Below are 23641 nucleotides of genomic sequence, written 5' to 3'. Positions count from 1 at the left end.
TCGAGCGCTTGGTCTGATTCGCGGGTAACGCCGCTCCTACAGGTACTGCGCCGTTCTAAAGGACGGCGCGGTATCTGCACCTAACGAACAACTCGTTAGCCTGCTTTCTTTTATCCCGCGCAGACGCCATGATGGGCGACGCCCCACCGCCTGCCCGCGAACGTGCCCATGACCGCGCAACAACCCGCCTCCAGCGTCACCCTGCAGATCCTCTCGATCGTTTTCTATACCTTCATCGCCTTTCTGTGCATCGGTCTGCCGATCGCGGTACTGCCCAGCTATGTCCATGACCAGCTTGGCTTTGGCGCGGTGATCGCTGGCCTGACCATTGGCCTTCAGTACCTGTCCACGCTCCTCAGCCGGCCGTTTGCCGGACGGGTGGCCGATGGCCTGGGTGGCAAGCGAGCGATTCGCTATGGGCTTTACGGCATCGCCGGCTGCGGCGTGCTGACCTTGTTTTCGGCCTGGACCCTCGCCCTACCTTGGCTGAGCCTGCTCCTGCTACTCGCAGGCCGGGTGCTGCTGGGCATCGCCCAAGGGTTGATCGGGGTCGCCACCTTGAGCTGGGGTATCGGTCAAGTCGGCAGCGAGCACACCGCAAAGGTGATTTCCTGGAACGGCATCGCCTCCTATGGCGCCATCGCCATTGGCGCGCCGGCCGGCGTACTGCTGGTGGACGGGATCGATTTCAGCGTGCTCGGCCCAGCCTTGCTGGTGCTGGCGCTGCTAGCCCTGATGGCATTGCGCACACGCCCGGATGCCGTGGTGGTGCGAGGTGAACGCCTGCCATTCTGGTCCGCCTTCGGGCGGGTGGCGCCGTTTGGCCTGGGACTGACCCTGGCTTCGATCGGCTACGGCACCCTCACCACCTTCATCACCCTCTATTACCTGGAGCGCGGCTGGATCGGTGCGGCCTGGTGCCTGAGCGCCTTCGGCCTGTGCTTCATCGTGTCCCGGCTGCTGTTCGTCAATGCGGTCAACCGCTTTGGCGGCTACAACGTGGCGATCGCATGCATGGCCACCGAGGTGCTGGGGCTGACCCTGCTCTGGCTAGCGCCCTCGCCTGCCTGGGCCTTGGTCGGCGCGGGCCTGACGGGGTTCGGATTGTCTCTGGTGTATCCGGCGCTTGGGGTGGAGGCGATCCAGCAGGTACCGAGCAGCAGTCGTGGCGCGGGCCTGGGTGCCTATGCGGTGTTCTTCGACTTGGCCTTGGCCATCGCTGGGCCTGTGATGGGTACGGTGGCTGCGCACCAGGGCTATGCGTCGATCTTCTGCGTGGCCGCCTTGCTGGCACTCTCAGGGGTGGGCCTTGTGCTGCTGCTCGCCCGCCGCGCCCATCGCGGCTGAGCGCTCGGCCGGCTGCGGCGCCCCTAGGGCTTGGCTGAAAAACAGCGCGGCCTCGCGCTGCAACGAATGGTGAATATGGCGACGGTCGACGCCGTCAGCGTCCTTGCACAGCGCAGGCATACGGGCATGTTGCTCATCGTCGCAGGGCGCCATGAACACGAAATGGCCGGCACCGGCCAGTAGCCGATAGTCAGGCGTTACCGGCAGCTTACGCGCCAAGGCTTCGGCGTTGCGGTCCACGGCCAGCAACTGGTCGCGGTCGCCGCTGTAGATCAATGCGGGGACACTCACCCCGGCCAAGGCATGACGGCCGAACATCAGGCTCAGGGGCGCCATCAACATCACCGCACCCACACGGGTGTCGGCCTGAGGCGTGAGTTCGGCGCGGTCGGCGATCAGCACCCCATGGGTCTTGCAGGCATCCGCGTCGCCAGGACGCTCCAGACAATACCGGTGCAAGCGGTCCAGGTCCGGTTGCGCACCGGAGAGGATCAACGCAGTCTCACCACCCGCCGAGTACCCGATCACCCCAACCTTGCCCTCGTTCAGGTAAGGGCCAAGCAGGCTGTCGTCACGGGCTGCGCTGATCGCCGCGCTCACTTGCAACGGCCGCCCGTAGAGGTTGCTCAGGGTGCCCAGTCGGCTGTGGTCACGGTTGTTGTCGCCAGGATGGATCACGGCCACGACGATGAAGCCGCGGCGCGCCAAAGCGGTGGCCAGGTCGTGTAGTGCCAGTGGGCTGCCGGTATTGCCGTGGGACAACACCAGCAAGGGGAACTGCCCCATGGCGACCGGCGCCTCCTCTGCCACGGTCAGTGGATAGCCCTCCAGACGCAAGGAGTGCGTCGGGCCATTGGCCGGGTAGAACGCCAGCGCCTGCATGGGCCGGGCATCCAGCGGATCGGCCAGTTGCATCCGGTGCAGGCCACTGACCCAAGGCGCTGCCTCGGCGCGGGCGATCAAGCCGCCTAGCAACACCAAGGCCAACAGTGCACAGGTTCGCTTCATGGGCGGGTAGCTCCGCGCAAGGCCGAAGGACAGTGCCAGCATAAAGCCAGCCAAACGGCCGGCAGATGAAACCTGAATGAAAAAAACCGGCTGGCGCTTAGGGCGTCAGCCGGTTTTTTTGGCACCGATCAGGCGGCAGCGAATAGCTCGTTGGCGATCTGGGCCTGAGCAGCGTCGATAGCCTTGCTGCGGTGTTCCGGGCCGTAGGCCAGGCCGTGGGCGCGGACGATCTCAAGGTCGGTGATCCCGATGAAGCCCAGGAACACCTTGAGGAAGTCCTCATGGCCGACGCCGGTCGGCTGGCCGTGGTGCAGACCACCGGCGGTGGACACCAGAATCACTTTCTTGTCACCGCACAGGCCTTCAGGGCCGGCTTCGGTGTAGCGGAAAGTCTTGCCGGCGACGGCGACGCGATCGATCCAGGCCTTGAGCTGGGTCGGCACGGTGAAGTTGTACATCGGCGCACCGATCACCACTGCATCGGCAGCCAGGAACTCTTCCAGGGTCTCGGCGCTGAGCTTGGCTTCGTGGGCCTGGGCGGCGTCGCGCATTTCATCCGGGGTGCCGGCGGCAACCAGGGTCGCGGCGGAGAAGTGACTGATCGCATCGGCGGCCAGGTCGCGGTACACCACCTCGATGCTTGGATCTGCCGCTCTCCAGGCTTCGACGACTTCGCGGCTCAGTTGGCGGGAGGCGGAATTGTCGCCCAGGATGCTCGAATCGATATGCAACAGTTTCATGGGACTCTCCTGTGAGTGAAGACCGCATCAAGGGGCGATCGCGATGGAGAGAATCCTATAGAACCATCGAATGGCTGATAAGCGTGTGAAAATGCGTTAGTTTGTCCCACAGATGGAACAATGAGACGTTACCCATGCAAGACCTCAATGACCTCTTCTATTTCGCCCGCGTCGTCGAAGCCGGCGGTTTCGCTGCCGCGGGTCGCCAATTGGGCATCCCCAAGTCGCGCCTGTCACGGCGCATTGCCGAGCTGGAAGAACGCCTGGGCACACGTCTTCTGCAGCGCACCACCCGACAACTGAAGCTCACCGCCGTGGGCGAGCGCTACCTGCAGCATTGCCAGGCCATGCTGCTGGAGGCCGAGGCCGCGGACGAAGCGGTGGCGAGCATGAGCAGCGAACCCCGTGGGCGTTTGCGGGTGTCGTGCCCGGTGGCTCTGGCCCATGCGTTCCTGCCGGATGTAGTCAGCCGGTTTCTTGAGCAGTATCCGTTGGTGCAATTGGACCTGGTCCTGCTCAATCGGCGGGTCGATCTGATTTCCGAAGGGGTTGATGTGGCCCTGCGCGTGCGTGACTTGGGTGACGAGGACCCGGCGCTCGTCACTCGCCGCCTGCGCCCGGCGCAAACTCACCTGGTGGCAGCGCCGGGCTTTGCCGACCACTTGCGCGAGCCGTCGGAACTGGCCGGTTTGCCGGTGCTGGGTGCGGCGGAAGCGGATCGGTTGGTGCACCTGCGCCTAATCGGCCCGGGCGGAAAACAACAGGAGCTCGCCCTGGAACCGCGCCTGGCGGTGGACGATTTCTTGGTGCGCAAGGCAGCCGTCCGGGCAGGCCTGGGGTTCACGGCCCTGCCGAGCATGTTCTGTGAAGAGGAACTCGAACGCGGCGAACTGGTGCGGCTGTTGCCGGATTGGTCGCTGCCTGGCGGCTGGCTGCAGGCGGTCTACCCTCATCGCCGGGGTCTGCTGCCGGCGGTGCGGGTGTGGATCGATCATCTGGCGGCTTCGTTCGAAGCCTGTGGAGAGCGGTATGTCTGAGCGGCGGATGACACCGGAGCAGGTGGCAGCGTTCTGCCTGAGCTTGCCCGGTGCCCGGGAGGACTACAAATGGGGCGGCGTACGGGTGTTCTCGGTCGCGGACAACAAGATGTTCGCGGTGCTAGACCTCGCAGGCGCGGGGTTGTCGTTCAAGGTGGCCGATGAGCTGTTCCTGGGCTATTGCGACCGCCCCGGCATCCGTCCGGCGCCTTATCTTGCACGGGCGCGCTGGATCAGCATGGTCCCACCCTATCCTATGGGGCGCGAGGAGTTGTGCGACCTGCTGCAGCGCTCACACCAATTGGTGGTAAAGCGGTTGCCCAAGCGGCTGCAGGTTGGGCTGTTGCAAGGGTGACAGATACGTCGGGGCGGCCATTGCCACCTCGACATCAATTGCCGGTCAGGAAGTCGAGTGCGCCGCCCAGCCAGCGGCCACCGAGCAGCAAATGGTCGACCCAGAACGCCTGGTGCAGCATCACGATGCCCCAGAACGTCGCCTGGTAGGACACCTTGCGGGTCTTGTGTCGAAACAACTGCTGGGCCACCAGCGCGCCGGGCCAGCCACCGCATAGCTCGCTGGCGTGCAGGACCTTCTCGGGCGTCCGCCAGGCCTGGGTGCGGGCTTGCTGTTTGTCCTGCCAGTAGAGCAACAGGCTGACCAGGCTCGCCAGCGGATACACCACCAATGGCACCCAGGACTGCCCGCTGAAGGCCATCTGCGCGGCACCCAGTGCCGGCAGCAGGCACAGCCCGGCCAGCGCCAGCAACTTCAGGCGCACATTGCGTACGCCCTCCTGGGCGCGGCTGCCGCCACGCCGAGGTACAGTGTGCGAACGGGCCATCTCAGCCGTGCGCCGTGGCCCAGTTGACCCAGCCAAACTGCCAGGTCGCCAGGATCAGCAAGCCGAAAACAATGCGATACCAGGCAAATGCCGCATAACTGTGGTTGGCGATGAACTTCAGCAGGCCCCTTACGGCGATCATGGCGAAGATGAACGAGACCACGAAGCCGATGGCGAACACCGGCAGATCGCCAGGCTGGAACAGGTCACGGTACTTATAGCCCGAATAGACTGCGGCCCCGACCATGGTCGGCATGGCCAGGAAGAACGAGAACTCGGTCGCGGCTTTGCGCGACAGGCCGAACAACAGGCCGCCGATGATGGTCGAGCCCGAGCGCGAAGTCCCAGGAATCATTGCCAGGCACTGGACAAGGCCGATCCTCAAGGCGTGACTCCAGCGCATGTCATCGACATGGTCGACCTCGATGCGGTGGTCGCGCCGCTCCGCCCAGAGCATGATCACCCCGCCAACCACCAGGGCTGCTGCCACGGTGATCGGGTTGAACAGGTATTCATGGATCAGGTCGGCGAACAGCACGCCCAGCACCACCGCTGGGAAGAAGGCGATCAGCAGGTTGGCAGTAAAACGACGCGCCTGGGGCTGGCTCTGCAACCCAAGGACCACATCGAAGATCTTGCGGCGAAACTCCCAGACCACGGCCAGGATCGCGCCAAGCTGGATGATGATGTTGAACGCCATGGCGCGCTCGCCGCCGAAGTCGATCAGATCGGCGACGATGATCTGGTGCCCCGTGCTGGAGATCGGCAGGAACTCCGTCAACCCTTCGACCACGCCTAAGATGATTGCCTGCAAGGCACTCCAAAAATCCATCATTCCCCCGATGGAGCGCAGCTCCTGGCTGGCCCCTTGTACTTGATTTGCTTAATGATTACCGCGAAAGGCCCGGCCGTTTTACAGCGACTACAGCCCGCATTGCCAGTGGAAAAACGCCGATACCTAAAGGTTTCATCTTGCGCGGCCGAAATCCTATCAGAGGCGCTTGTCAATCGCTCGCGCGGCATGCGACACGAAACGCCTCTTCCGGCACTTAGCCCTTGGTCGAGTGTGTCGCGATGCGCAAAGCATGCTTGGATGCGCCTGATAACAAGAACAATGCGGGAGTACCTTTCATGAAGACCTTGAGGTCGATGTCGATCAGCCGGCGCCTGTCGCTGATCTTGCTGGTAGCGGTGGCCATGCTGGTGATCCTGGGGCTGCTGATGCTGCGCCAGCTCCACGGCGACCTGTATCAGGCCAAGGCCCAGAAGACCCAGCACGTGGTACAGACCGCGGCCGGAGTGCTGGCCTACTACCAAGGCCTGGAAGCCGCCGGCACGCTCAGCCGTGAGGCAGCCCAACAACAAGCGCTACAGGTGGTACGCGGCCTGCGCTACGACAAGGATGACTACTTCTGGATCAACGACCTGGGGCCGAAGATGATCATGCATCCGACCAACCCCAAGCTCGACGGCCAAGACCTCTCCGCCATCCGCGACCCCGACGGCTTTGCCGTCTTCAACGAAATGGTCGCCCTCGCCCGCAGCCAGGACGCAGGCTCGGTCAACTACCGCTGGCCCAAACCCGGCGCCAGCGAACCGGTGGCCAAGACCTCCTACATCCAGTTGTTCAAACCCTGGGGCTGGATCATCGGCTCGGGTGTCTATATCGACGACGTTCAAGCCGAGTTCGCCCGCCAAGTACGCGATGCCTCCCTGCTGGGCCTGGGCATCGCCATGCTGATGGCCCTGCTGGTGCTGTTGATCGCCCGCAGCATTGCCCGTCCGTTGCAGGATGCTGTGCAAGCCATGGGCAACATCGCCAGCGGTGAAAGCGACCTGACTCGGCGCCTGGATACCCACGGTCGAGACGAACTCACGCACCTGGGCGAACACTTCAACCGCTTCAACGGCAAGCTGCAGGGTGTGGTCGGCCAGTTGCAAGGCGCGGCCCATGCCCTGGCCCAGTCCGCCAGCCACGTCGGTGACAATGCGGGCCAGGCCCAGGCGCACAGCGTCCAGCAATCGTTGCAGATGGACCAGGTGGCCACCGCCGTCAACGAAGTCACTTATGCGGTCCAAGACGTCGCCAAGACCGCCGAACAAGCGGCCAACGAGATGCACGCGGCCCAAGTGCAGGTCGATCATGGCCAGCAGGCCATCCACGGTAGCCTGCAGCAGATCGACCGACTGTCGAGCACCATCGACCAGGCGGTGCAGGTGATCCGCGAACTGGCCGGGCACAGCACCCGGATCGGCGGCGTACTGGAAGTGATCCGCTCCATCGCCGAGCAGACCAACCTGCTAGCCCTCAATGCCGCCATCGAGGCGGCCCGGGCGGGTGAACAGGGCCGAGGTTTTGCCGTGGTCGCCGACGAAGTGCGACTGCTGGCTCAGCGCACCGCCCAGTCGACCGCCGAGATCCATACCATGATCGAGCACCTGCAAAGCCAGTCGGAAGCAGCCGTCAAGGCCATCGACACCAGCAGCGAGGCCTCGCGCCAGACCGTCCAGCAGGCCCGCGAGGCCGGCACCAGCCTGGATGCGATCAGCCAGGCGTTGAACAACCTCACCGCGCTCAACGCCTCGATCGCCAGTGCGACCTTGCAGCAGGCCCACGTGGTCGAAGAAATCAACCGCAACGTGCTCGATACCGCCGGGTTGTCCCAGCAGACCGCCGAGGCGGCGCGTCAGTCCAGCGACGCGGGGGCCTCGCTGGCACGCTTGAGCGAGGACCTGGAACAGCTGTTGCGCCAGTTCAAGGTCTGACAGGCCTCCCATGAGTTTGCGGGGGAACCCGCTCCCACAGCCAAACCGGTGCATTCAGGACACCGCAGAGCCAGTGGAGCGGTTTACCCGCGAATGGGCCTACAGCTTCCCTATCCCACAGGCTACAATCGCGCCCTTCCCACTCCCAAAGGATCGCCGATGTCCGGCCTCGAACTCTTCGCCGCCGTGCTCGGCGTCATCGCCGTGTGGCTCACGGTCAAGCAGAACCCGTGGTGCTGGCCGATCGGCTTGGTGATGGTGCTGCTCTACAGCTGGATCTTCTATGAGGTGAAGCTGTATTCCGACATGCTCCTGCAACTGGTCTATGCCGTACTGCAGTTGTACGGCTGGTGGCAATGGACGCGCCCGGAGCGCGTCGAGGACGCCCGCCAGGTGTCCAGCCTGGCCGCTGGGCCGATGTTCACAGACCTTGGAATCGGCCTGCTGGCAAGTCTGGGTCTTGGGGCGGCGATGGCGCACTGGACTGACGCCGCCCAGCCCTGGCTGGATGCCGCACTGACGGGTTTCAGCCTGGTGGCGCAGTGGTGGATGGCGCAAAAGCGCCTGCAATGCTGGGCATTGTGGGTGGTGCTGGACGTGATCTTCGTTGGCCTGTTCCTCTACAAAGGCCTGTACCTGACCGCCGCACTCTATGCGCTGTTCACCCTGATCGCCCTACGTGGCTGGCAGGAATGGCGGCGCGATCCGGCGCTGGTGGCGGCATGAAGGTCGTGGTGCTGTGTGGCCCGGAGTCCAGCGGCAAGAGCTGGCTCAGTGGGGAAATCCAGGCGCATTTCGGTGGCGTGGTCGTCAGCGAGTACGTACGCCATTTCATCGACCAGGAGCAGCGTGACACCTGTTACGCCGACATCCCCACCATCGCCCAGGGGCAACTGGCCTGGGAAGACCAGGCCCGTCAGCTGGCGCCGGAGCTCTTGATCCTCGACACCCATCTGCTCAGCAACATGCTGTGGAGTCATGCCCTGTTCGATGACTGCCCGCCCTGGCTGGAACAGACTTTGCTTGCACGTCACTATGACCTGCACCTGTTGCTCAGTCCCCAAGGCGTCGGCTGGGTAGACGATGGCCAGCGCAGCCAGCCCGATCTCAATGACCGCCAGCGGTTCTTCGACGACAGTCTGGCCTGGCTGGAACGTCATCGTCAGCCGGTGCAGATCATCGGCGGAGTATGGCCGCAAAGAAGCGCGGCAGCCCTGAACGCGGTGCAACGCCTGCTGGAGGGAAAATCCCCCAACTGCCCCACCGAGTGTTAAGGACCTGACACACACCTCGGGGCGGTAGTCCCCGAATTCTAGGGCTTTCCACCAGTTTTGGGGGTGGTGTCAAGCGCATGAAACACTTGTGAAAAAAGCCTCCTCAAGCAACGCCGATGCAGGGTCAGGCCGCGCACTAATGAAAATCCGTCTCACGGCTGATACAACAAAATCCAAACACCCGTAGCTAGATTCTCCAACGCGTTGATTTAACGAGAAAATCAAAAAACGGCACACCTTCTGCTCTCTTCAGGGCAATGCTGACCAGGGCCAGCGCTCAAAAGAAGGAATTGCCATCGTGAGGACATTCGATAAAGGCCTGATTCACCACCTGCTGGTCGGTTGCGTACTCGGCTCATGCCTCAGCCTGCCCGCCCAGGCCGACAACGGCATCATTGTGATCACGCGCGATGTCCAGCCCCGCATGGCCATCCGTACCCCTGTCGCCCCAGACCCTAATCCCACCACTGCCAATGCCAACCCGTCTGCGCAGATTCTGAGGCAGAGCAACGAACTCAGTGATGGTGACTTCGCCAGTATCACCAGCGGTACGGGCATTTCTTCGCTGGTCAGCCAGCAGACCACGAACCTGGGCGGTGCTATCAGCAACCAGAACCAACTTCCCAACATGGCCGCTGGCCGTGGCACAGGCTCGGGCAACGGCATTTCCAACATGGTCAACTCGAGCGTCCAACGCGGCCTGGCGCCGCTGCAGACACTGACCGGAGGCAAATGAGATGAGGCAGACGCTGTTAATCCTTACCGCGTTTTGCAGTGCATCGGCCTTGGCCCAACCTCCTGTGATCAACGACGCCACCATCGACAGTTCCGGCGCGCAGTACCAGGGCAACTTCAGCCTCAACCAGGCGGCGGGCGACCTGCAGCAGCAAGCCAACGCACGGGCTTTCGCCTATGGCCACGAAGCCAGCGCGAACACGCAGATCCACCAACGTCTGCAGACAGTGGTCGATCCCAACATGGGTGCCCGCGCCAGCATCCAGGGTAGCGCCTTCAGCCATGGCAGCGGCGCCCTCGGCGTAAACCAAAGCGCTGGCGCCGGCACCCAGCAAGCTAACGCACTGAACATCAGCATCAGTGCGCGTCCACAAAGCATCGACGACAGCGTCCTGCTACAGCAGAACGTTGCGTTGATCAACAGCTCCGATCCAACTGATGCAACTCCCGGCTATCGCCAGGTCACCACCGGTAACCAGGCTTTCACCGGTAGTCGTGGGGTCATCCAGTTGAATCAGAGCGCCGGGGTGGGAAACCAAACGGCAAACACCCTGAGCGTCCGGGTCGCTAATTGACCCAAACAGGTGGAACAACACTTAACCTAAAAAAGATGGAGAAACACCATGAAACCCTCGATGGCACTTAAGCCTCTGGTTTTCGCAATTGCTGCGGTCATGGCTGTTGCTGCACAAGCGGATCAGAACGATCGGCGTGGACATGGCCACAATGGCCACCACAATCCTCCACCAAAACCTGTCTACACCAGCGCCACTGCCAAAGCTGACGATACTCAACGAAGTACCGACAACTTCATCCTCAATGAAGGCACCATCAACGACGCCGAAATGAGCAACTCCGGTGGCGGCGCGAGCGGCAACGTCGGGATCAACGTGGCGGCCGGTAACGGCAACCAACAAGACAACGCAGCGGCCATTGCCAACACCGCGTCCGACAATTCTGCCCTCGACAACACTTTCGTCTTTGGCGAATCCAAGGCAACCGCAAGCGTCGACCAGTACAGCAACCACAACACGGTCAAGAACTGGTCGACCCAAAACTCTGCTGTCATGAGCGGCTCGGGTGAAACCACCAGCGGCAACGTGGGGATCAACGTCGCTGGTGGCGACCTGAACCAGCAGAAAAACACCATGGCCATTGCCAACAACAGAGCGCCGATGGGTAACTCCGTTGCCACCGCCACTGCCAAGCAATCTGGCCCAGGCCTGACCGTCATCAACCAGGCAGACCGTACTTATCGGGTGGATACGCTGACCTACACCACCTCCAAGAGCGGTTCATCCTCCAGTAGCGGCACGTTCGACTCCTCCATCGACAAGAGCTCCAGCTCAAGCTTCAGCGAATCTGGATCCAACAGCAGCAGTGCGAGCGGCTCCCACAGCAGCAGCGCCAGCGGCTCAAGCAGCATGAGCGCCAGTGGTTCGAACAGCAGCAGCGCCAGCGGTTCGAACAACATGGCTGCCAACGGCTCGAACAGCTGGAATGCCAGTGGATCGCACAACTCGAGCTCCAGCTCCTCGTCGAGTGCTTCGCTGAACGCCTCGCTGGATGCTTCGGCCAGTGCCGACGCCACCAGCACCAGCACGTTCGGTCCGTTCGTACGGACTCGCAGCGAAAGCTTCGACGGTTCGCTCAACGCCAACCTCGACGTGAACGTCGACACCTCGCACGACCGGTCGCATGAGTCGTCGTTCGACAAGTCCTTCGATTCGTCGTTCGACAAGTCGTTCAGCTCCTCGTATGACCGCGCCCATGACTCTTCGTACGACAAGTCTCGCGACTCTTCGTATGACAAGTCGCGCGAATCGGCATGGGAAAAAGCAAGTGCTTCGGCCTACGAAAAAGCCGGCGAGAAAGCCTCGCAATCTTCGGACACCATCTCGAAGAGCTACAGCGAGTCTAGCGAGTACGCGCTGAGCAACACCGTGTCGTTCCAAGTGCTGACCCCGACCGGCTGGGCCAACCCTGTGACCAACACCGCAACCCTCAGTGGTTCGGTCAATGGTGGCAGCGGCAACCTGGGCGTCAACGTGGCAGCCGGTGTGGGCAACCAGCAAAGCAACTCGCTGGCCATCTCCAACACCTCGATGTAACTGCAGCCTGGAGGCCCCCTGCGGGGGGCCTCTTCCTAACCAGAAATGCAAAGGGGGCGTGGGACATGCGTATTTTCGCCTTGGCATTGTTGCTGTGCGTGACCAGCGTGGGTGAAGCTGCCCAGATGCCGCTGTCGGTCCTGCCAGGCGGCGCGGTGATCTACAAACCCATCCAGAGCATTCGCGAACGCAAGTTCGCCGACCTGGTCCAGCAGAAAACCGACTTCAGTTGCGGCGCCGCGGCGCTGGCGACCATCCTGCGTCAGGCCTACTGGCTGGACGTCGATGAACAACAGATCATCGAAGGCATGCTCGCCCACTCCGACCCGGATCTGGTCCGGGTGCAGGGCTTCTCGATGCTCGACATGAAACGCTACGTGGAAAGTCTCGGCATGCGCGCCCGCGGCTACCGAGTGGCCCCCGATACCCTGCACAGCATCCGCATTCCCGTGGTCGTGCTGATGGACATCCGGGGCTACAAACACTTCGTGGTCATGCAGAAGGTCGACAGAGGCTGGGTCTACATCGGCGACCCGGTGCTGGGCCACAAACGCTTCAAGGTCGAAGATTTCCTCAAAGGCTGGAACGGCATCATCTTCGCTGTCATCGGCCAAGGGTACGACAAGAACAACATACTGCTCGACCCACCTTTACCGCTAAGCGCCAAGAACCGCATCAGCAACTTCACCCCCGTGCAGGACGCCGAGTTGATGGACTTTGGTTTCATCCAAAGCGACTTCTTCTAAATAAGAGTGGGCATGACGCTCCGGGAGTCCCCCATGAAGACTTCAATCTGGCTGGCCACCCTATGCCTGGCCGCCACCCTGCCGAGCCAGGCAGAGACGTTCAAACCTATCGAGCTGAAAGACCAAGAGCTGGCCAACCTGCGCGGCCGCTACGTGATGCCAGGTCGAATCGTCAGTTTCGGCATCGTCATGACCAGCACCTGGCAGAACGCCAATGGTGAAGTGATTGGTGCGACCTCCACGATGCAGATCCAGCAATCGACCATCAAGCCGCAGTTCTACGTCTCGCTGATCAATGAAAAAGGAACCGGCACCTCCCAGCCCAAGAGCAATGGCACCGGCACAGTCACAGGCGGCAGCGGCCTTAACACCACCCAAGGCGTGACCCAGGTGGTGCGGGCCGCCGGTGACTTCAACACCGCCTACAACAATGTCGCCATCAACGTGACCAAGGGTGACAAAGCCCCGACCGGCACCCCCCTAGGACAAGCCTTGGCCAACGGCGCCACGTTGGTCGGCAGCAATGACGCGGGGTCGCTGAAGGTGTCCTCCTCCGGCACCGGCCTGCAAATGAACATCATCGCCAACAATAACCAAGGCGACACGTTCCAACGTATTGGCCAAGGCGGCCTGATGCAGAACACCACCTTGCTCGGTTCCAGCAACCGAGTCAGCAACCTGACTTCGTTCAACGTCGTACTGCGTGACAGCGTACCGGCGGCCGGTTCGATGAATGCCAATCTGGACCAGCTTAAAGGCCTCCGTGGTCTTGGATACTGATCTACGCTCAGTCTCATCGAAAGCAGTCAAAAGGGACGGCTAACCCATGCACCGTTTGTTGACGCTCAGAGCTATCGTTTGTTTGAGTACCCTGACCCCGGCCACCCTGCTACAAGCAGCAACCGATCCCCAGGTCGAAGCACTGAAACAGGAGTTGATCGCGCTGAAACAGCGCTACGAAGCACAACAGAATGCGTTGATGGTGCTTGAACAACGGCTGCGTCAGGTCGAGGAGGCGCCCGCGGCCCCACCCCCCAGACGCCTGACCAAATCACCCGCCGAGGGCGTCAAAGGCAGCCAAACCGTAGCCTCCGGCGCGCCGGGCACCACCGGCAGTTCCTATGGTCAGTCGCTGCAGGACAATTCGGAGCCGGCACAGAGTGTGTCCAACCTCTATGACGAAGCCAGCGGCTTCTTTGGTGGGGGCAAATTCAGCTTTGAAACCGGCATCACCTATACCCACTACGATACACGTGCCCTGACGCTCAACGGGTTCCTGGCGCTGGACGCGATTTTCCTCGGCAATATCAACATCGACCGCATCAAGGCAGACAACTGGACCCTGGACCTCACCGGCCGCTACAACCTTGACCAACGCTGGCAGTTCGACATAAACGTCCCCATTGTTTACCGCGAGTCGAGCTATTCCTCTGGTGGCGCGGGCGGTGCCGCCGGGGTCACCTCCGAGGATACGGTGACCCGTGACCCGACCATCGGCGACGTCAACTTCGGGATCGCCTACAAGTTCCTCGACGAGTCGGAAACTTGGCCTGACGCGGTGGCAACCCTGCGGGTCAAGGCCCCGACCGGCAAGGATCCGTACGGCATCAAGCTGATCCAGAGCCCCGGCAACGACAACCTGGCGGTCCCCGAGGACCTGCCGACCGGCAACGGGGTCTGGTCGATCTCGCCTGGCCTCTCGCTGGTCAAGACCTTTGACCCGGCGGTGCTGTTCGCCAGCTTGCAATACACCTACAACATGCAGGACTCGTTCAGTGACATCAGCCCGCAGGTGGGGACCAAGGTCAAAGGTGATGTGAAACTCGGTGATTCGTGGCAGATCGGCGGTGGTATCGCGTTTGCCCTGAACGAAAAGATGAGCATGTCGTTCTCGTTCACCGATCAGTTCTCCAGCAAAAGCAAGATCAAGCCCGATGGTGGCGATTGGCAGTCGATTTCCAACAGCGATTACAACGCGGCGAACTTCAACATCGGCATGACTTTCGCGGCCACCAACAACCTGACCATTGTCCCGAACCTGTCCATCGGACTGACCGACGATGCACCGGACTTCTCGTTCAGCCTCAAGTTTCCCTATTACTTCTGATGACAACCGGGGTGCCCAGCACCCCAATGCTGTCCTTTATGCAATCTTTTGTAATGAGTATGCGGGCCGCGCCACATCTTGCCCTCTGTCCGCAAGCCCTGCCCAGCGCCGAACGCCTGTTATCATGGAGCACACTTGAGTGACTGTTTCATGACAAGAAGGAAGTCTTTGTGAAGAACATACTCGGTCATCCCCGTGCCCGACTGCTCGCCTTGGCGGTCCTGGTGCTGGTGATCCCACTGGGTACAAGGGCCTTGCTCGGCTGGTCCAACCCCTTCGGCTACCTGTCCGATATCGCGGTCGCAAGCCTGTTGGTGCTGCTTCTGCATCGTCGCGCCTGGTGGCTGGCGCTGCCCATACTGCTGATCTGGGGCGCATTGCTGGTGGCTTCGGCAGAGCTGGTGAGCGCAGTCGGTCGACTGCCCAACAGCACCGACCTCACCTACCTGTTCGATCCGCAGTTCATGGAGAACTCAACCGGCGGCGCGCTGGCACACGCCTGGCTGCCCTGGCTGTTGGTCGCCGGGCTGCTGGCCTGGTTGGTCAGCGTCTGGCGCAGCCGTGGCCAACGGGATACGCCCCTGCCGCGCAAGGCCTGGGCCATCCCTGTGGTGTTGCTGGGGGTGCATTGGGCCAGCCAGCATCTGATCCCCTCCGACGCCGATCAATGGCGTCAGTACAACCTGCCCCACCAGCTGCTTGCCGCCGCAGTGGGCAATGTGCAACGCGCCGCCTCCAGCGCCTTGGGCAACGAGCAACCCGTGCCCGTGTTGCCCATCGCCGGCCTGACCCAGTCGGACCTCAACGGCCGCAAGCTGCTCGATGCGCCGGGCAAGGCCCGCAACGTGCTGGTGATTGCCCTGGAAGGCATCCCTGGCGCCTATGTACGCGCCAACCGTCAAGCCCTGCACAGCCATTTTGACGAAGAGCTCATGCCCAACCTCAGCCGCTGGGCGGAGCGAGGCATGAACACACCCGATTATGTACTGCATACCCACCAGACGATCCGCGGCCTGTACGCCCTGCTCTGCGGCGACTACGACAAGCTCGCCAACGGCACGCCCAAAGGCATGGAGCTGCTGACCCAGGACCTGCGCAACCAAGCATGCCTGCCAGCGCAGCTTCGCCAGGCCGGCTTCAGCACCCATTACCTGCAAGGTGCTGGCCTACGCTTCATGGCCAAGGACCGGATCATGCCGCACATCGGCTTCGCGTCAGTGCATGGCCAGGAGTGGTTCACCAACAAGAACTACCTGCATTTCCCTTGGGGCAAGGATGATCGTGCCTTCTTCGAAGGTGCCCAGAAGTACGTGGCCAATCTGCGCAAGCAAAAGCAGCCCTGGATGCTCACCCTGCTGACCGTCGGCACCCATCAGCCCTATTCAGCGCCAGAGCGCTACCTGCAGCGCTACGACACTGCCAAGCAGGCGGCAGTGGCCTACCTGGATGATGCCCTGGGCGCCTTCCTCGACAACCTCGAGCGCCAAGGCGTGCTCAAGGACACCCTGGTGGTCATCACCTCCGATGAGTCCCACGGTATCGATGGCGTGCGCCTGGCCTCCTCATGGGGGTTCAACCTGACCTTGGCACCGGAGCAGGCTCAACTGCCGCGCCTCAAGCAAGGCACTTATGGCCATGTGGACCTCGCCACGTCCCTACTCGACTACTTCGCCTTGCCCATCCCGGCTGCGTTGAGCGGACGCTCGCTGTTCCGCGACTACGACACGGGGCGTGAAATGATCTCCTACACCAACGGCATACTGCGCTATCACGACGGTCACGGCACCCTGACCGAGTGCGACTTCCAAGAGCGCTGCCGCCGCTACGCAAGCCAAGGCTTCATTGCCGACCATGCCCAGTATCTGGGCCGAGGCAACGAGATCATAGGCCAGCAGCTCACTGCCCTGGCCAGCACGTTGGACCAGTCGCTGCTGCAAACCCCGCTCAATCTGCGCTACCAGTTCGGTGGCCCGGCAGCCATCACCCTGCACAAACGCATCCGCGATGACTGGGCCGACAACCTCATCGGTGCCCAATACCTGGAAATGCCCCAAGGCACCCATACCCGTGTACGCGTGAAGGTGCGCTCCCTCGACCCGAAACACGACGCCTACATTCAGCTCAAGGCCAAGGAATTCGAGCAGGATGTACCGTTGGGTTTGCCGGAGGAAATCATCGTTACAGCCGATCAGCCGCTGGAGCTGGAATTCGGTTTCGACAACCCGTCGGTGCGCAAGGCGTTTTCATTCCACCTGTTGGGGTATGGCGGGGGCAAGGTCGAGGTCAGTGACTTCAGTGTGATCACCGGCTTTGCCGGAGGCGGCTGAATCACCCAGGGGACGCTCCCACCGTGTCAGTGGGAGCAGTCTCATGCCGTGACGGGGCTGCTGGACAACCCCGCTCTCTATCAGGCGATTGCCGAATCCACCAACACCTGCGCCTCCTGCACCAGGCGCTGAAGGTGCGCTTCATCGATGAAGCTCTCGGCGTAGATCTTGTAGATGTCTTCAGTGCCGGACGGGCGCGCTGCAAACCAACCGTTGGCCGTCATCACCTTCAAACCGCCAATGGCCTGGCCATTGCCTGGCGCATGGCTGAGGATCTGTTCGATCGGCTCGCCGGCAAGCTCGGTGGAGGTCACCTGCTCGGGCGCCAGCTTGCTCAACAGCGCCTTCTGCCGGGCATCTGCCTTGGCTTCCACACGCGTCGCGTACGGCTTGCCCAAGGACTCGGTCAAGTCGGCATAGGCCTGGCTTGGATTTCGGCCGGTGCGGGCGGTCATTTCCGCAGCCAGCAACGCCGGAATCAAACCATCCTTGTCAGTGGCCCAGACCGTGCCGTCCTTGCGCAGGAACGAAGCACCGGCACTCTCCTCGCCACCAAAGCCGAGCGAACCGTCGAACAGCCCCTGGGCAAAGAACTTGAAGCCCACCGGCACTTCGTACAACTCACGGCCCAAGCGAGCGGTCACGCGGTCGATCAGGCCGCTGCTGACGACGGTCTTGCCCACCGCTGCATCGCTGCGCCACTGCGGGCGATGCCGGAACAGGTAATCGATGGCCACGGCCAGGTAGTTGTTCGGTTGCAGCAAGCCATCGGGAGTGACGATGCCATGGCGGTCGTGGTCCGGGTCGCAGGCGAAGGCCACGTCGAAGCGCTCGCGCAGGCCAATCAGGCCCTGCATGGCATGGGGCGAAGAGGGGTCCATGCGGATCTGGCCATCCCAGTCGACGGTCATGAACCGGAATGTCGGGTCGACCTCGGTGTTGACCACTTCCAGATCCAGGCGGTAGTGCTCGGCGATCGCCTGCCAGTAGCGCACCCCTGCCCCGCCCAGCGGGTCGACGCCCAGGCGCAGCTTGGCAGCGCGGATGACGTCGAAGTCGATGACGTTCTCGAGATCTGCCACATAGCGGCCGACATAGTCGTAACGCTGGGTGGTGGCGGCCTGCAGGGCCTGGGCATGGTCCATGCGCTTGACGCCAGCAAGACCTGCGGCCAACAGTTCGTTGGCCTTGGCTTCGATCCACTTGGTCACATCGCTGTCGGCCGGGCCGCCATTAGGCGGGTTGTACTTGAAGCCGCCGCTTTGCGGCGGATTGTGCGACGGCGTGATGACCACGCCATCGGCAAGCCCCTGCTGACGGCCACGGTTATGGCAGAGAATGGCATGGGACACGGCCGGGGTGGGCGTGTACTCATCGTCCTTGGACAGCATCACCTGCACTCCGTTGGCGGCGAGTACTTCCAGGGCACTGGCTGCGGCCGGTGCCGACAGCGCATGGGTATCGGCGCCGACGAACAGCGGGCCATCGATGCCTTTTTCCTGGCGATACAGGCAGATGGCCTGTGTGATCGCCAGTACGTGATCTTCGTTGAAACTCAGTTCCAGCGACGTCCCACGATGCCCTGAGGTGCCGAAGGCCACACGCTGAGCCGCCACCGCGGCATCGGGACGTCCGGTGTAGTAGGCGGTGAGCAGGCGGGGGATATCGACCAGCACGCTGGCCGGAGCCGGCTTGCCTGCCAAAGGACTGAGCGTCATGCAAGAACCTCGAGATCAACAGGAATGTTGGTGTTGGAACACGCAGTGTACTGGGAGTTGCAACGCCGTGCGATGGGGCCTGCGCGGATTATTCGCGACCGGTCTGCCACCAGGCCGGGAACATCTGCTGCACCCGTGGTTCGGCGAAGCGCTCGTCGATCAAAAGCAGCACGCCACGGTCCTGATCGCCTCGAATGACCCTGCCTGCGGCCTGGATCACCTTGCGCACGCCAGGGTAGAGATAGGCGTAGTCGAAGCCCGCGCCAAACTGGCGCCCCAGGCGCTGCTTGAACTGCTCGTTGACCGGGTTGACCTGGGGAAGCCCCAGGGTGGCGACGAACGCGCCGATCAAACGACTGCCAGGCAGGTCAACACCTTCGCCGAAGGCGCCGCCCAGCACCGCAAAGCCGACGCCTTTGCCATCGGGCACGAAACGGTCCAGAAACGCCTCGCGCGCGCCTTCGTCCATGCCTGGTGCCTGCTCCCATCGTGGGATTGCCGGATAGCGCTCGGCGAGCAAGGTGGCCACCTGCCCTAGGTATTCGAAGCTGCTGAAGAACGCCAGGTAATTGCCCGGCCGGTCTCGATACTGCTCGGCGATCAGTTCGACGATCGGCTCCAGGGACGCCTGGCGTTCCCGGTAGCGGGTGGACACCTCGCTGACGATGCGCACCGCCAGTTGTTCGGCGCGAAACGGCGCCGCCACCTCCAGCCAGGCCGTGTCGGTCGGCATGCCCAACAGGTCGGCGTAGTAATGCCGTGGGCTCAGGGTGGCGGAGAACAGCGTGACACTACGCGCGGCCTGCATGCGCGGCCCCAGCAACCGCGCTGGCACCACGTTGCGCAGGCACAAGGTCGCCAGGCGACGCTTGCGCGGGCCCGCGCGCAAGGTCACGTCGAAGATGAAGTGATCGTCGAACAGCTCAGCGACCCGGGTGAACTGCAGGGCCTGGAAGAAGAACTGCAACAGCGCCGGGTCGACCTCGCCAGGCGCCTGCTCCAAGCGCTCCTGGATCAGGCCGATGCACTGCGCAAGCGCCCGCAGGAAGTCCTCAGGCAGCCGATCGAGCGTCTGATAAGGGGCTTGTTGCGCCTTGTACAGGGCGTTCCACTGCCGGTTCAAACGCTCGAGGGTACTGCCCACGCCAAGGGGTTTGCTCTGGCGCAGGCTGGCCAACTGGCCTTGGTCCAAGCTTGCGCTGTACATCCCCCGCCCCCGCTCGACCAGGTTGTGCGCCTCGTCCACCAGCACTGCCACACGCCACTGGTTGGCTTGGGTAAGGGCATGCAGCAAGGCGTGGGCGTCGAAATAATAGTTGTAGTCGGCCACCAGTACATCGGCCCAACGCGCCATTTCCTGACCCAGGTAGTAAGGACAGACCTGGTGCGCCAACGCCACCTCGCGAAGCCCCGCCTTGTCGAGCAGTGGTCGGCGCGCCGCCTCCTCGCGCGCGGCATGCAGCCGGTCGTAGAAGCCCCGGGCCAACGGACAGGACTCGCCGTGACAGGCGCTGCCGGGGTGTTCGCAGGCTTTGTCCCGCGCGATCAGCTCCAGGGTGCGCAAAGCCGGCTGCGGCGTGGCATCGGTGATCTGACGCAAGGCGTCCAGCGCCAGGGCCCGGCCTGGGGTCTTGGCGGTCAGGAAGAACACTTTGTCCAGTTGCTGGGGTGCCATGGCCTTGAGCAATGGGAACAAAGTTCCTAGGGTCTTGCCGATGCCGGTGCTGGCCTGGGCCATCAGGCAGCGGCCAGTGCTCACTGCCTTGTACAGTGTCTCGGCCAACTGGCGCTGGCCCTGGCGAAACTGCGGGTAGGGAAACCCCAAAGCCTTGAGGTCCCTGTCACGCTCGACCAGGCGCTGCTGCTGGACCTGGGCCCAGGCCAGAAATCGCTGGCACTGGCCCTCGAAAAAGCGCTGCAAGTCCGAGGCGGTGTGCAGCTCGCTAATCAGTGTCTGGCGGTCGCTGTCCACGTCCAGGTAGACCAGCGCGACTTCGATCGTCTCCAGCTCCCGGGCCTGGCACAGCAGCCAGGCATAGACCTTGGCCTGCGCCCAGTGCAACTGACGATGGTTGTCCGGCTGACGGGCGAGGTCGCCGCGATGGGTCTTGATCTCTTCCAGGCGATTGCGCACCGGGTCATATCCATCGGCTCGGCCACGCACGTACAAGCTCTGGTATTGCCCTTGCAGCGCTACCTCCGCTTCGTAGTCCACGCCGCGCCGCGCCACAACCCGACGATGACCGGCGACCCCTTCCTGGGCCGTGGGCGATGGCGTGAAGCGCAGGTCCAGGTCGCCTACCTTGGCGCTGAACTCGCACAACGCCCGGACTGCCACGGTGTAGGTCATGCCGGCGCCTCGGTCCAACGTACATGGCACACCGCCACCGGCAAGTCGTGCTCGCGGCAGAAATCGAGCCAACGCAACTGGTTGTCCTGCAGTCGATCCCCAGGCCCCTTGACCTCGACCATGCGGTAACGCCCTTCGGCCGGCCAGAACTGGATCAGGTCAGGCATGCCCGCGCGATGGCTGCGAATGTCCTGCAAGAGGCGGATGAAACAGTGTTTGAGGTGGGCTGCGGGTATGCACGCCAGGGCTTGCTCGAGCAGTTCGGGGGTGAGCATCGGCCAGAACACGAACGGTGATTGCAGCCCATGCTTGGCGGCGAAACAGTCGCGCATGGCCTGACGGTAGCTGCCATCGTCGAGCCGGCTCAGGCAAGCCTGGAACAGCGCTGCACGCCGTTGCTGGAAGTCGCTGTCGTGCAGGTCCTGAGGGCCGGCCTGGAATGGATGGAAGAAGGCGCCTGGTACCGGGGCGAAGATCGCATCCCAGCACAACAGGCCGAACAGGCTGTTGAACAGGGTGTTTTCGACGTAATGACAGGTGCTTGCACCCTCGGTCAGGTGCAGTCGTACCGCTTCTTCGACACCGAAGGCAGAGCGTTCGACCGGTAGCTGTAATTCGATCAACGCCAGGTCCGCCGGGCGGCGGCGTGCTTGCGGCGGTCCACCGAGCTTGCGCGCCAGGCGTGGCAGCATGCGCGCCAGGGCTTGTTGCTCCTGGGCATTGGCAGGCGAGGCGGCCAATTCCAGCGCCAGTGCCTGCGCCCGCTCCCACTGCTCACTGCGCTCCAGCACCCGCACCTGGCGTACACGCGCCTCGGGATGATCACTGCGGGCATAGACCGCCAAAGCCTGGTCCCAGTCCCCCCGTCGCTCGCACTGCTGGCCGATGCTGTACATCAGTCGCCCGCGTCGCCGTGCCAACCATGGGTTGTCGCTGTCCAGGCCCTCCAGGGCAGCCAGCAGCGAGTCGGCGTCCTCCCCTTGCTCCAGCCGGTCGGCACACTGGTGCAGCGCCATGGCCAGGTCGATCTCCGTGCGCTGGCGCAAGGCGCGTGAATCAGCGCACAACGGCACTTGCTCATAACGCAGCAACCCCAGATCGGCCAGCACAAACTCCGACCAGTCCTGATAAAGATTGCCGAAAAACAACAAGCGCAAGCGGTCACATAATGGCTGCAGGCGCCAATGGAGGATACGTATCGGAGATTGCGCAAACCACTCAACCAGCGTGCGGGGCGCCAGCGCTAAGGGCTGCAACTGCGCAAGCAGTTCACCCTTGGCAGCCCGTGGCCTGCTCAGGTGGGCGGCAAAGCACTGGGCCAGCTCCTGTTTGCGCAGCACATCGAACAATTGCTCCAGGGTCAGGACGGCGTCATCGCTGACCCATCCCAACGCCAGCAGCGGCTGCAGCGCCGACGTGCAATCACCGATTTCGGCGTAGTCGAGCCTGTCACTGCGAAACAGTTCGCCCTTGCGCATGACCATCCGAACCAGCAAGGCTTGGGCAGGCTGGGGCAACTGCTCGAATGCCTGTAGAAAGCCCTGCTCGGCATCATCAAGCAGATCGGCGTAGCGCTGCTCGACCCAGGCCAGGACCTGCCGGAAGTTATGCAGGTAATAAAGAGGGTCGTCGACGGAATGGGCAATCACGGTGCGCGTTCAGGTATGGGAACAGGGTACTGGTTATACATACAGACCCTGAGCGCTGGCAAGTGCTACAGGTCGCCTCGCTGGCGAGCTTAGTGATACTTACCGCCCAAGCGCCGTCAAGGCCGGTGCATCAGATACGCTTCCCCGCTCACTCGAACCATCGGGTGGGGCACGATAGTGCAGGTTTTGACGATCTTGAAACCGTGCCGCTCGTAAAAGCGCCGGGCACCAGTGTTCGCTGCATAGTCGATTAAACTCAGGCCCTTGAGACCCAATAGATCAGCACGTTGCTGAGCCTGTTCAAGGAACCGTGCACCCAAGCCCTGATTACGCCAGCCATCGTGAAGAGCCAAGCTCGAAATGTAGAGGGTATCGGGAACTTCCATATCGGCATAAGGCGCCAATACAGGGTCAGTCACCGGGGCGGGGTCTGGATCGTGATACATCGCGTAGCTATGCATCATGCCGATGACCTGCCCATCGGCTTCTGCAATTAAACAGTTCTGGTAGGAGAAATCCACGTTATCACGGGCATAACGGGCAGTGCCGACATCCAGCAAATCCTGGCCCGGCTCTGCCAACTGGCTCCAAATATAATCGGCTACCCCTTCGGAAGTTATTTGAAACAACCGAGCAATGTCACGCGCATCCGAGCTGCGACCCGGACGAAATTCGACGGCCATGTAGACGACTCCAGACAAAGTGACGCCCCTTATAGCGTGTAGGAAAGCGTGTTTCAACACGCTTATTAAAAGACATGCTGATGTTATTAACCGGCTTGAAAGCGCGTCGTACAAAGCTATTTAAATGTCGCACCCAGGCAATAATAAAAACTCAACTTACGATGACCGCTTTAAATTTGAAAGCACGCATGATCCCTAGCG

At 62.4% G+C, this 23641-nt stretch carries 21 protein-coding genes; 13 read left to right on the top strand and 8 right to left on the bottom strand.

From position 1 onward, the window contains the following. Positions 1–168 precede the first annotated feature (168 nt). Positions 169–1347: an MFS transporter gene (locus tag ABOA88_RS00835; RefSeq protein WP_367850763.1), complete on the top strand. Its 1179-nt coding sequence runs from the start codon at positions 169–171 to the stop codon at positions 1345–1347. Here ABOA88_RS00835 and ABOA88_RS00830 read toward each other — a convergent pair. Further along, positions 1297–2355: an alpha/beta hydrolase family protein gene (locus ABOA88_RS00830; RefSeq protein ID WP_196168278.1), complete on the bottom strand. Its 1059-nt coding sequence runs from the start codon at positions 2353–2355 to the stop codon at positions 1297–1299. The genes ABOA88_RS00835 and ABOA88_RS00830 overlap by 51 nt on opposite strands. A gap of 128 nt (positions 2356–2483) precedes the next feature. Beyond that, positions 2484–3095, bottom strand: coding sequence for an FMN-dependent NADH-azoreductase (locus ABOA88_RS00825; protein WP_367850762.1), 612 nt, complete (start codon positions 3093–3095; stop codon positions 2484–2486). Between the two features lie 134 nt (positions 3096–3229). Here ABOA88_RS00825 and ABOA88_RS00820 point away from each other — a divergent pair, with 134 nt between their 5' ends. Both ABOA88_RS00820 and ABOA88_RS00815 read left to right on the top strand, forming a co-directional pair. Continuing rightward, on the top strand, positions 3230–4132 hold the full coding sequence (locus ABOA88_RS00820; protein WP_196168276.1) for a LysR substrate-binding domain-containing protein: 903 nt from the start codon (positions 3230–3232) through the stop codon (positions 4130–4132). Beyond that, complete coding sequence (locus tag ABOA88_RS00815) at positions 4125–4487, top strand: MmcQ/YjbR family DNA-binding protein (protein WP_196168275.1); 363 nt, start codon at positions 4125–4127, stop codon at positions 4485–4487. Before ABOA88_RS00820 ends, ABOA88_RS00815 begins: the two co-directional genes overlap by 8 nt. 34 nt (positions 4488–4521) lie before the next feature. Here ABOA88_RS00815 and ABOA88_RS00810 read toward each other — a convergent pair whose 3' ends face one another. Both ABOA88_RS00810 and ABOA88_RS00805 read right to left on the bottom strand, forming a co-directional pair. Next, entirely contained in the window at positions 4522–4974 is a 453-nt protein-coding gene (locus tag ABOA88_RS00810; protein WP_367850761.1) for a DUF1294 domain-containing protein, read from the bottom strand. A gap of 1 nt (position 4975) precedes the next feature. Beyond that, entirely contained in the window at positions 4976–5806 is an 831-nt protein-coding gene (locus ABOA88_RS00805; protein ID WP_367850760.1) for an undecaprenyl-diphosphate phosphatase, read from the bottom strand. A gap of 299 nt (positions 5807–6105) precedes the next feature. Here ABOA88_RS00805 and ABOA88_RS00800 point away from each other — a divergent pair, with 299 nt between their 5' ends. From ABOA88_RS00800 to ABOA88_RS00755, 10 genes are all read left to right on the top strand, one after another. Further along, entirely contained in the window at positions 6106–7740 is a 1635-nt protein-coding gene (locus tag ABOA88_RS00800; RefSeq protein ID WP_367850759.1) for a methyl-accepting chemotaxis protein, read from the top strand. A 159-nt stretch (positions 7741–7899) separates the two neighbouring features. After that, a complete protein-coding gene (gene pnuC, locus ABOA88_RS00795; protein WP_196168271.1) occupies positions 7900–8466 on the top strand; it encodes a nicotinamide riboside transporter PnuC in 567 nt (188 codons plus the stop codon). Further along, positions 8463–9014: an AAA family ATPase gene (locus tag ABOA88_RS00790; RefSeq protein WP_196168270.1), complete on the top strand. Its 552-nt coding sequence runs from the start codon at positions 8463–8465 to the stop codon at positions 9012–9014. Before pnuC ends, ABOA88_RS00790 begins: the two co-directional genes overlap by 4 nt. Positions 9015–9312: 298 nt before the next feature. After that, complete coding sequence (locus ABOA88_RS00785; RefSeq protein ID WP_196168269.1) at positions 9313–9750, top strand: hypothetical protein; 438 nt, start codon at positions 9313–9315, stop codon at positions 9748–9750. A gap of 1 nt (position 9751) precedes the next feature. Then, on the top strand, positions 9752–10324 hold the full coding sequence (locus ABOA88_RS00780) for an adhesin (RefSeq protein WP_367850758.1): 573 nt from the start codon (positions 9752–9754) through the stop codon (positions 10322–10324). 48 nt (positions 10325–10372) lie between these two features. Beyond that, positions 10373–11860 (top strand): heme utilization protein, encoded by a 1488-nt coding sequence (locus ABOA88_RS00775; RefSeq protein ID WP_196168267.1) that lies wholly within the window; start codon positions 10373–10375, stop codon positions 11858–11860. A gap of 65 nt (positions 11861–11925) precedes the next feature. Continuing rightward, on the top strand, positions 11926–12606 hold the full coding sequence (locus ABOA88_RS00770) for a C39 family peptidase (RefSeq protein WP_196168266.1): 681 nt from the start codon (positions 11926–11928) through the stop codon (positions 12604–12606). Between the two features lie 33 nt (positions 12607–12639). After that, entirely contained in the window at positions 12640–13386 is a 747-nt protein-coding gene (locus ABOA88_RS00765; RefSeq protein ID WP_367850757.1) for a hypothetical protein, read from the top strand. A 46-nt stretch (positions 13387–13432) separates the two neighbouring features. Further along, the gene (locus ABOA88_RS00760; RefSeq protein WP_196168264.1) at positions 13433–14713 is read left to right on the top strand and encodes a hypothetical protein; all 1281 of its coding nucleotides are present in this window, start codon (positions 13433–13435) and stop codon (positions 14711–14713) included. A 170-nt stretch (positions 14714–14883) separates the two neighbouring features. After that, the gene (locus ABOA88_RS00755) at positions 14884–17040 is read left to right on the top strand and encodes an LTA synthase family protein (RefSeq protein ID WP_367850756.1); all 2157 of its coding nucleotides are present in this window, start codon (positions 14884–14886) and stop codon (positions 17038–17040) included. Positions 17041–17120: 80 nt separating this feature from the next. Here the strand turns inward: ABOA88_RS00755 and pgm are convergent, their stop codons facing one another. The 4 genes from pgm to ABOA88_RS00735 all read right to left on the bottom strand — a co-directional run bounded on the left by pgm (position 17121) and on the right by ABOA88_RS00735 (position 23440). Beyond that, positions 17121–18758 (bottom strand): phosphoglucomutase (alpha-D-glucose-1,6-bisphosphate-dependent), encoded by a 1638-nt coding sequence (gene pgm / locus ABOA88_RS00750; RefSeq protein ID WP_367850755.1) that lies wholly within the window; start codon positions 18756–18758, stop codon positions 17121–17123. 88 nt (positions 18759–18846) lie between these two features. Beyond that, positions 18847–21108, bottom strand: a complete 2262-nt coding sequence (locus ABOA88_RS00745; RefSeq protein WP_367850754.1) for an ATP-dependent DNA helicase — start codon at positions 21106–21108, stop codon at positions 18847–18849. After that, positions 21105–22757, bottom strand: coding sequence for a VRR-NUC domain-containing protein (locus ABOA88_RS00740; RefSeq protein WP_367850753.1), 1653 nt, complete (start codon positions 22755–22757; stop codon positions 21105–21107). Before ABOA88_RS00740 ends, ABOA88_RS00745 begins: the two co-directional genes overlap by 4 nt. Before the next feature lie 116 nt (positions 22758–22873). Beyond that, a complete protein-coding gene (locus ABOA88_RS00735; RefSeq protein WP_196168259.1) occupies positions 22874–23440 on the bottom strand; it encodes a GNAT family N-acetyltransferase in 567 nt (188 codons plus the stop codon). Positions 23441–23641: the final 201 nt, after the last annotated feature.

This window comes from Pseudomonas sp. PKS, from assembly GCF_051913525.1.
Classification (GTDB): domain Bacteria; phylum Pseudomonadota; class Gammaproteobacteria; order Pseudomonadales; family Pseudomonadaceae; genus Aquipseudomonas; species Aquipseudomonas guariconensis_D.
This window is presented reverse-complemented; position numbering and strand designations above follow the sequence as displayed.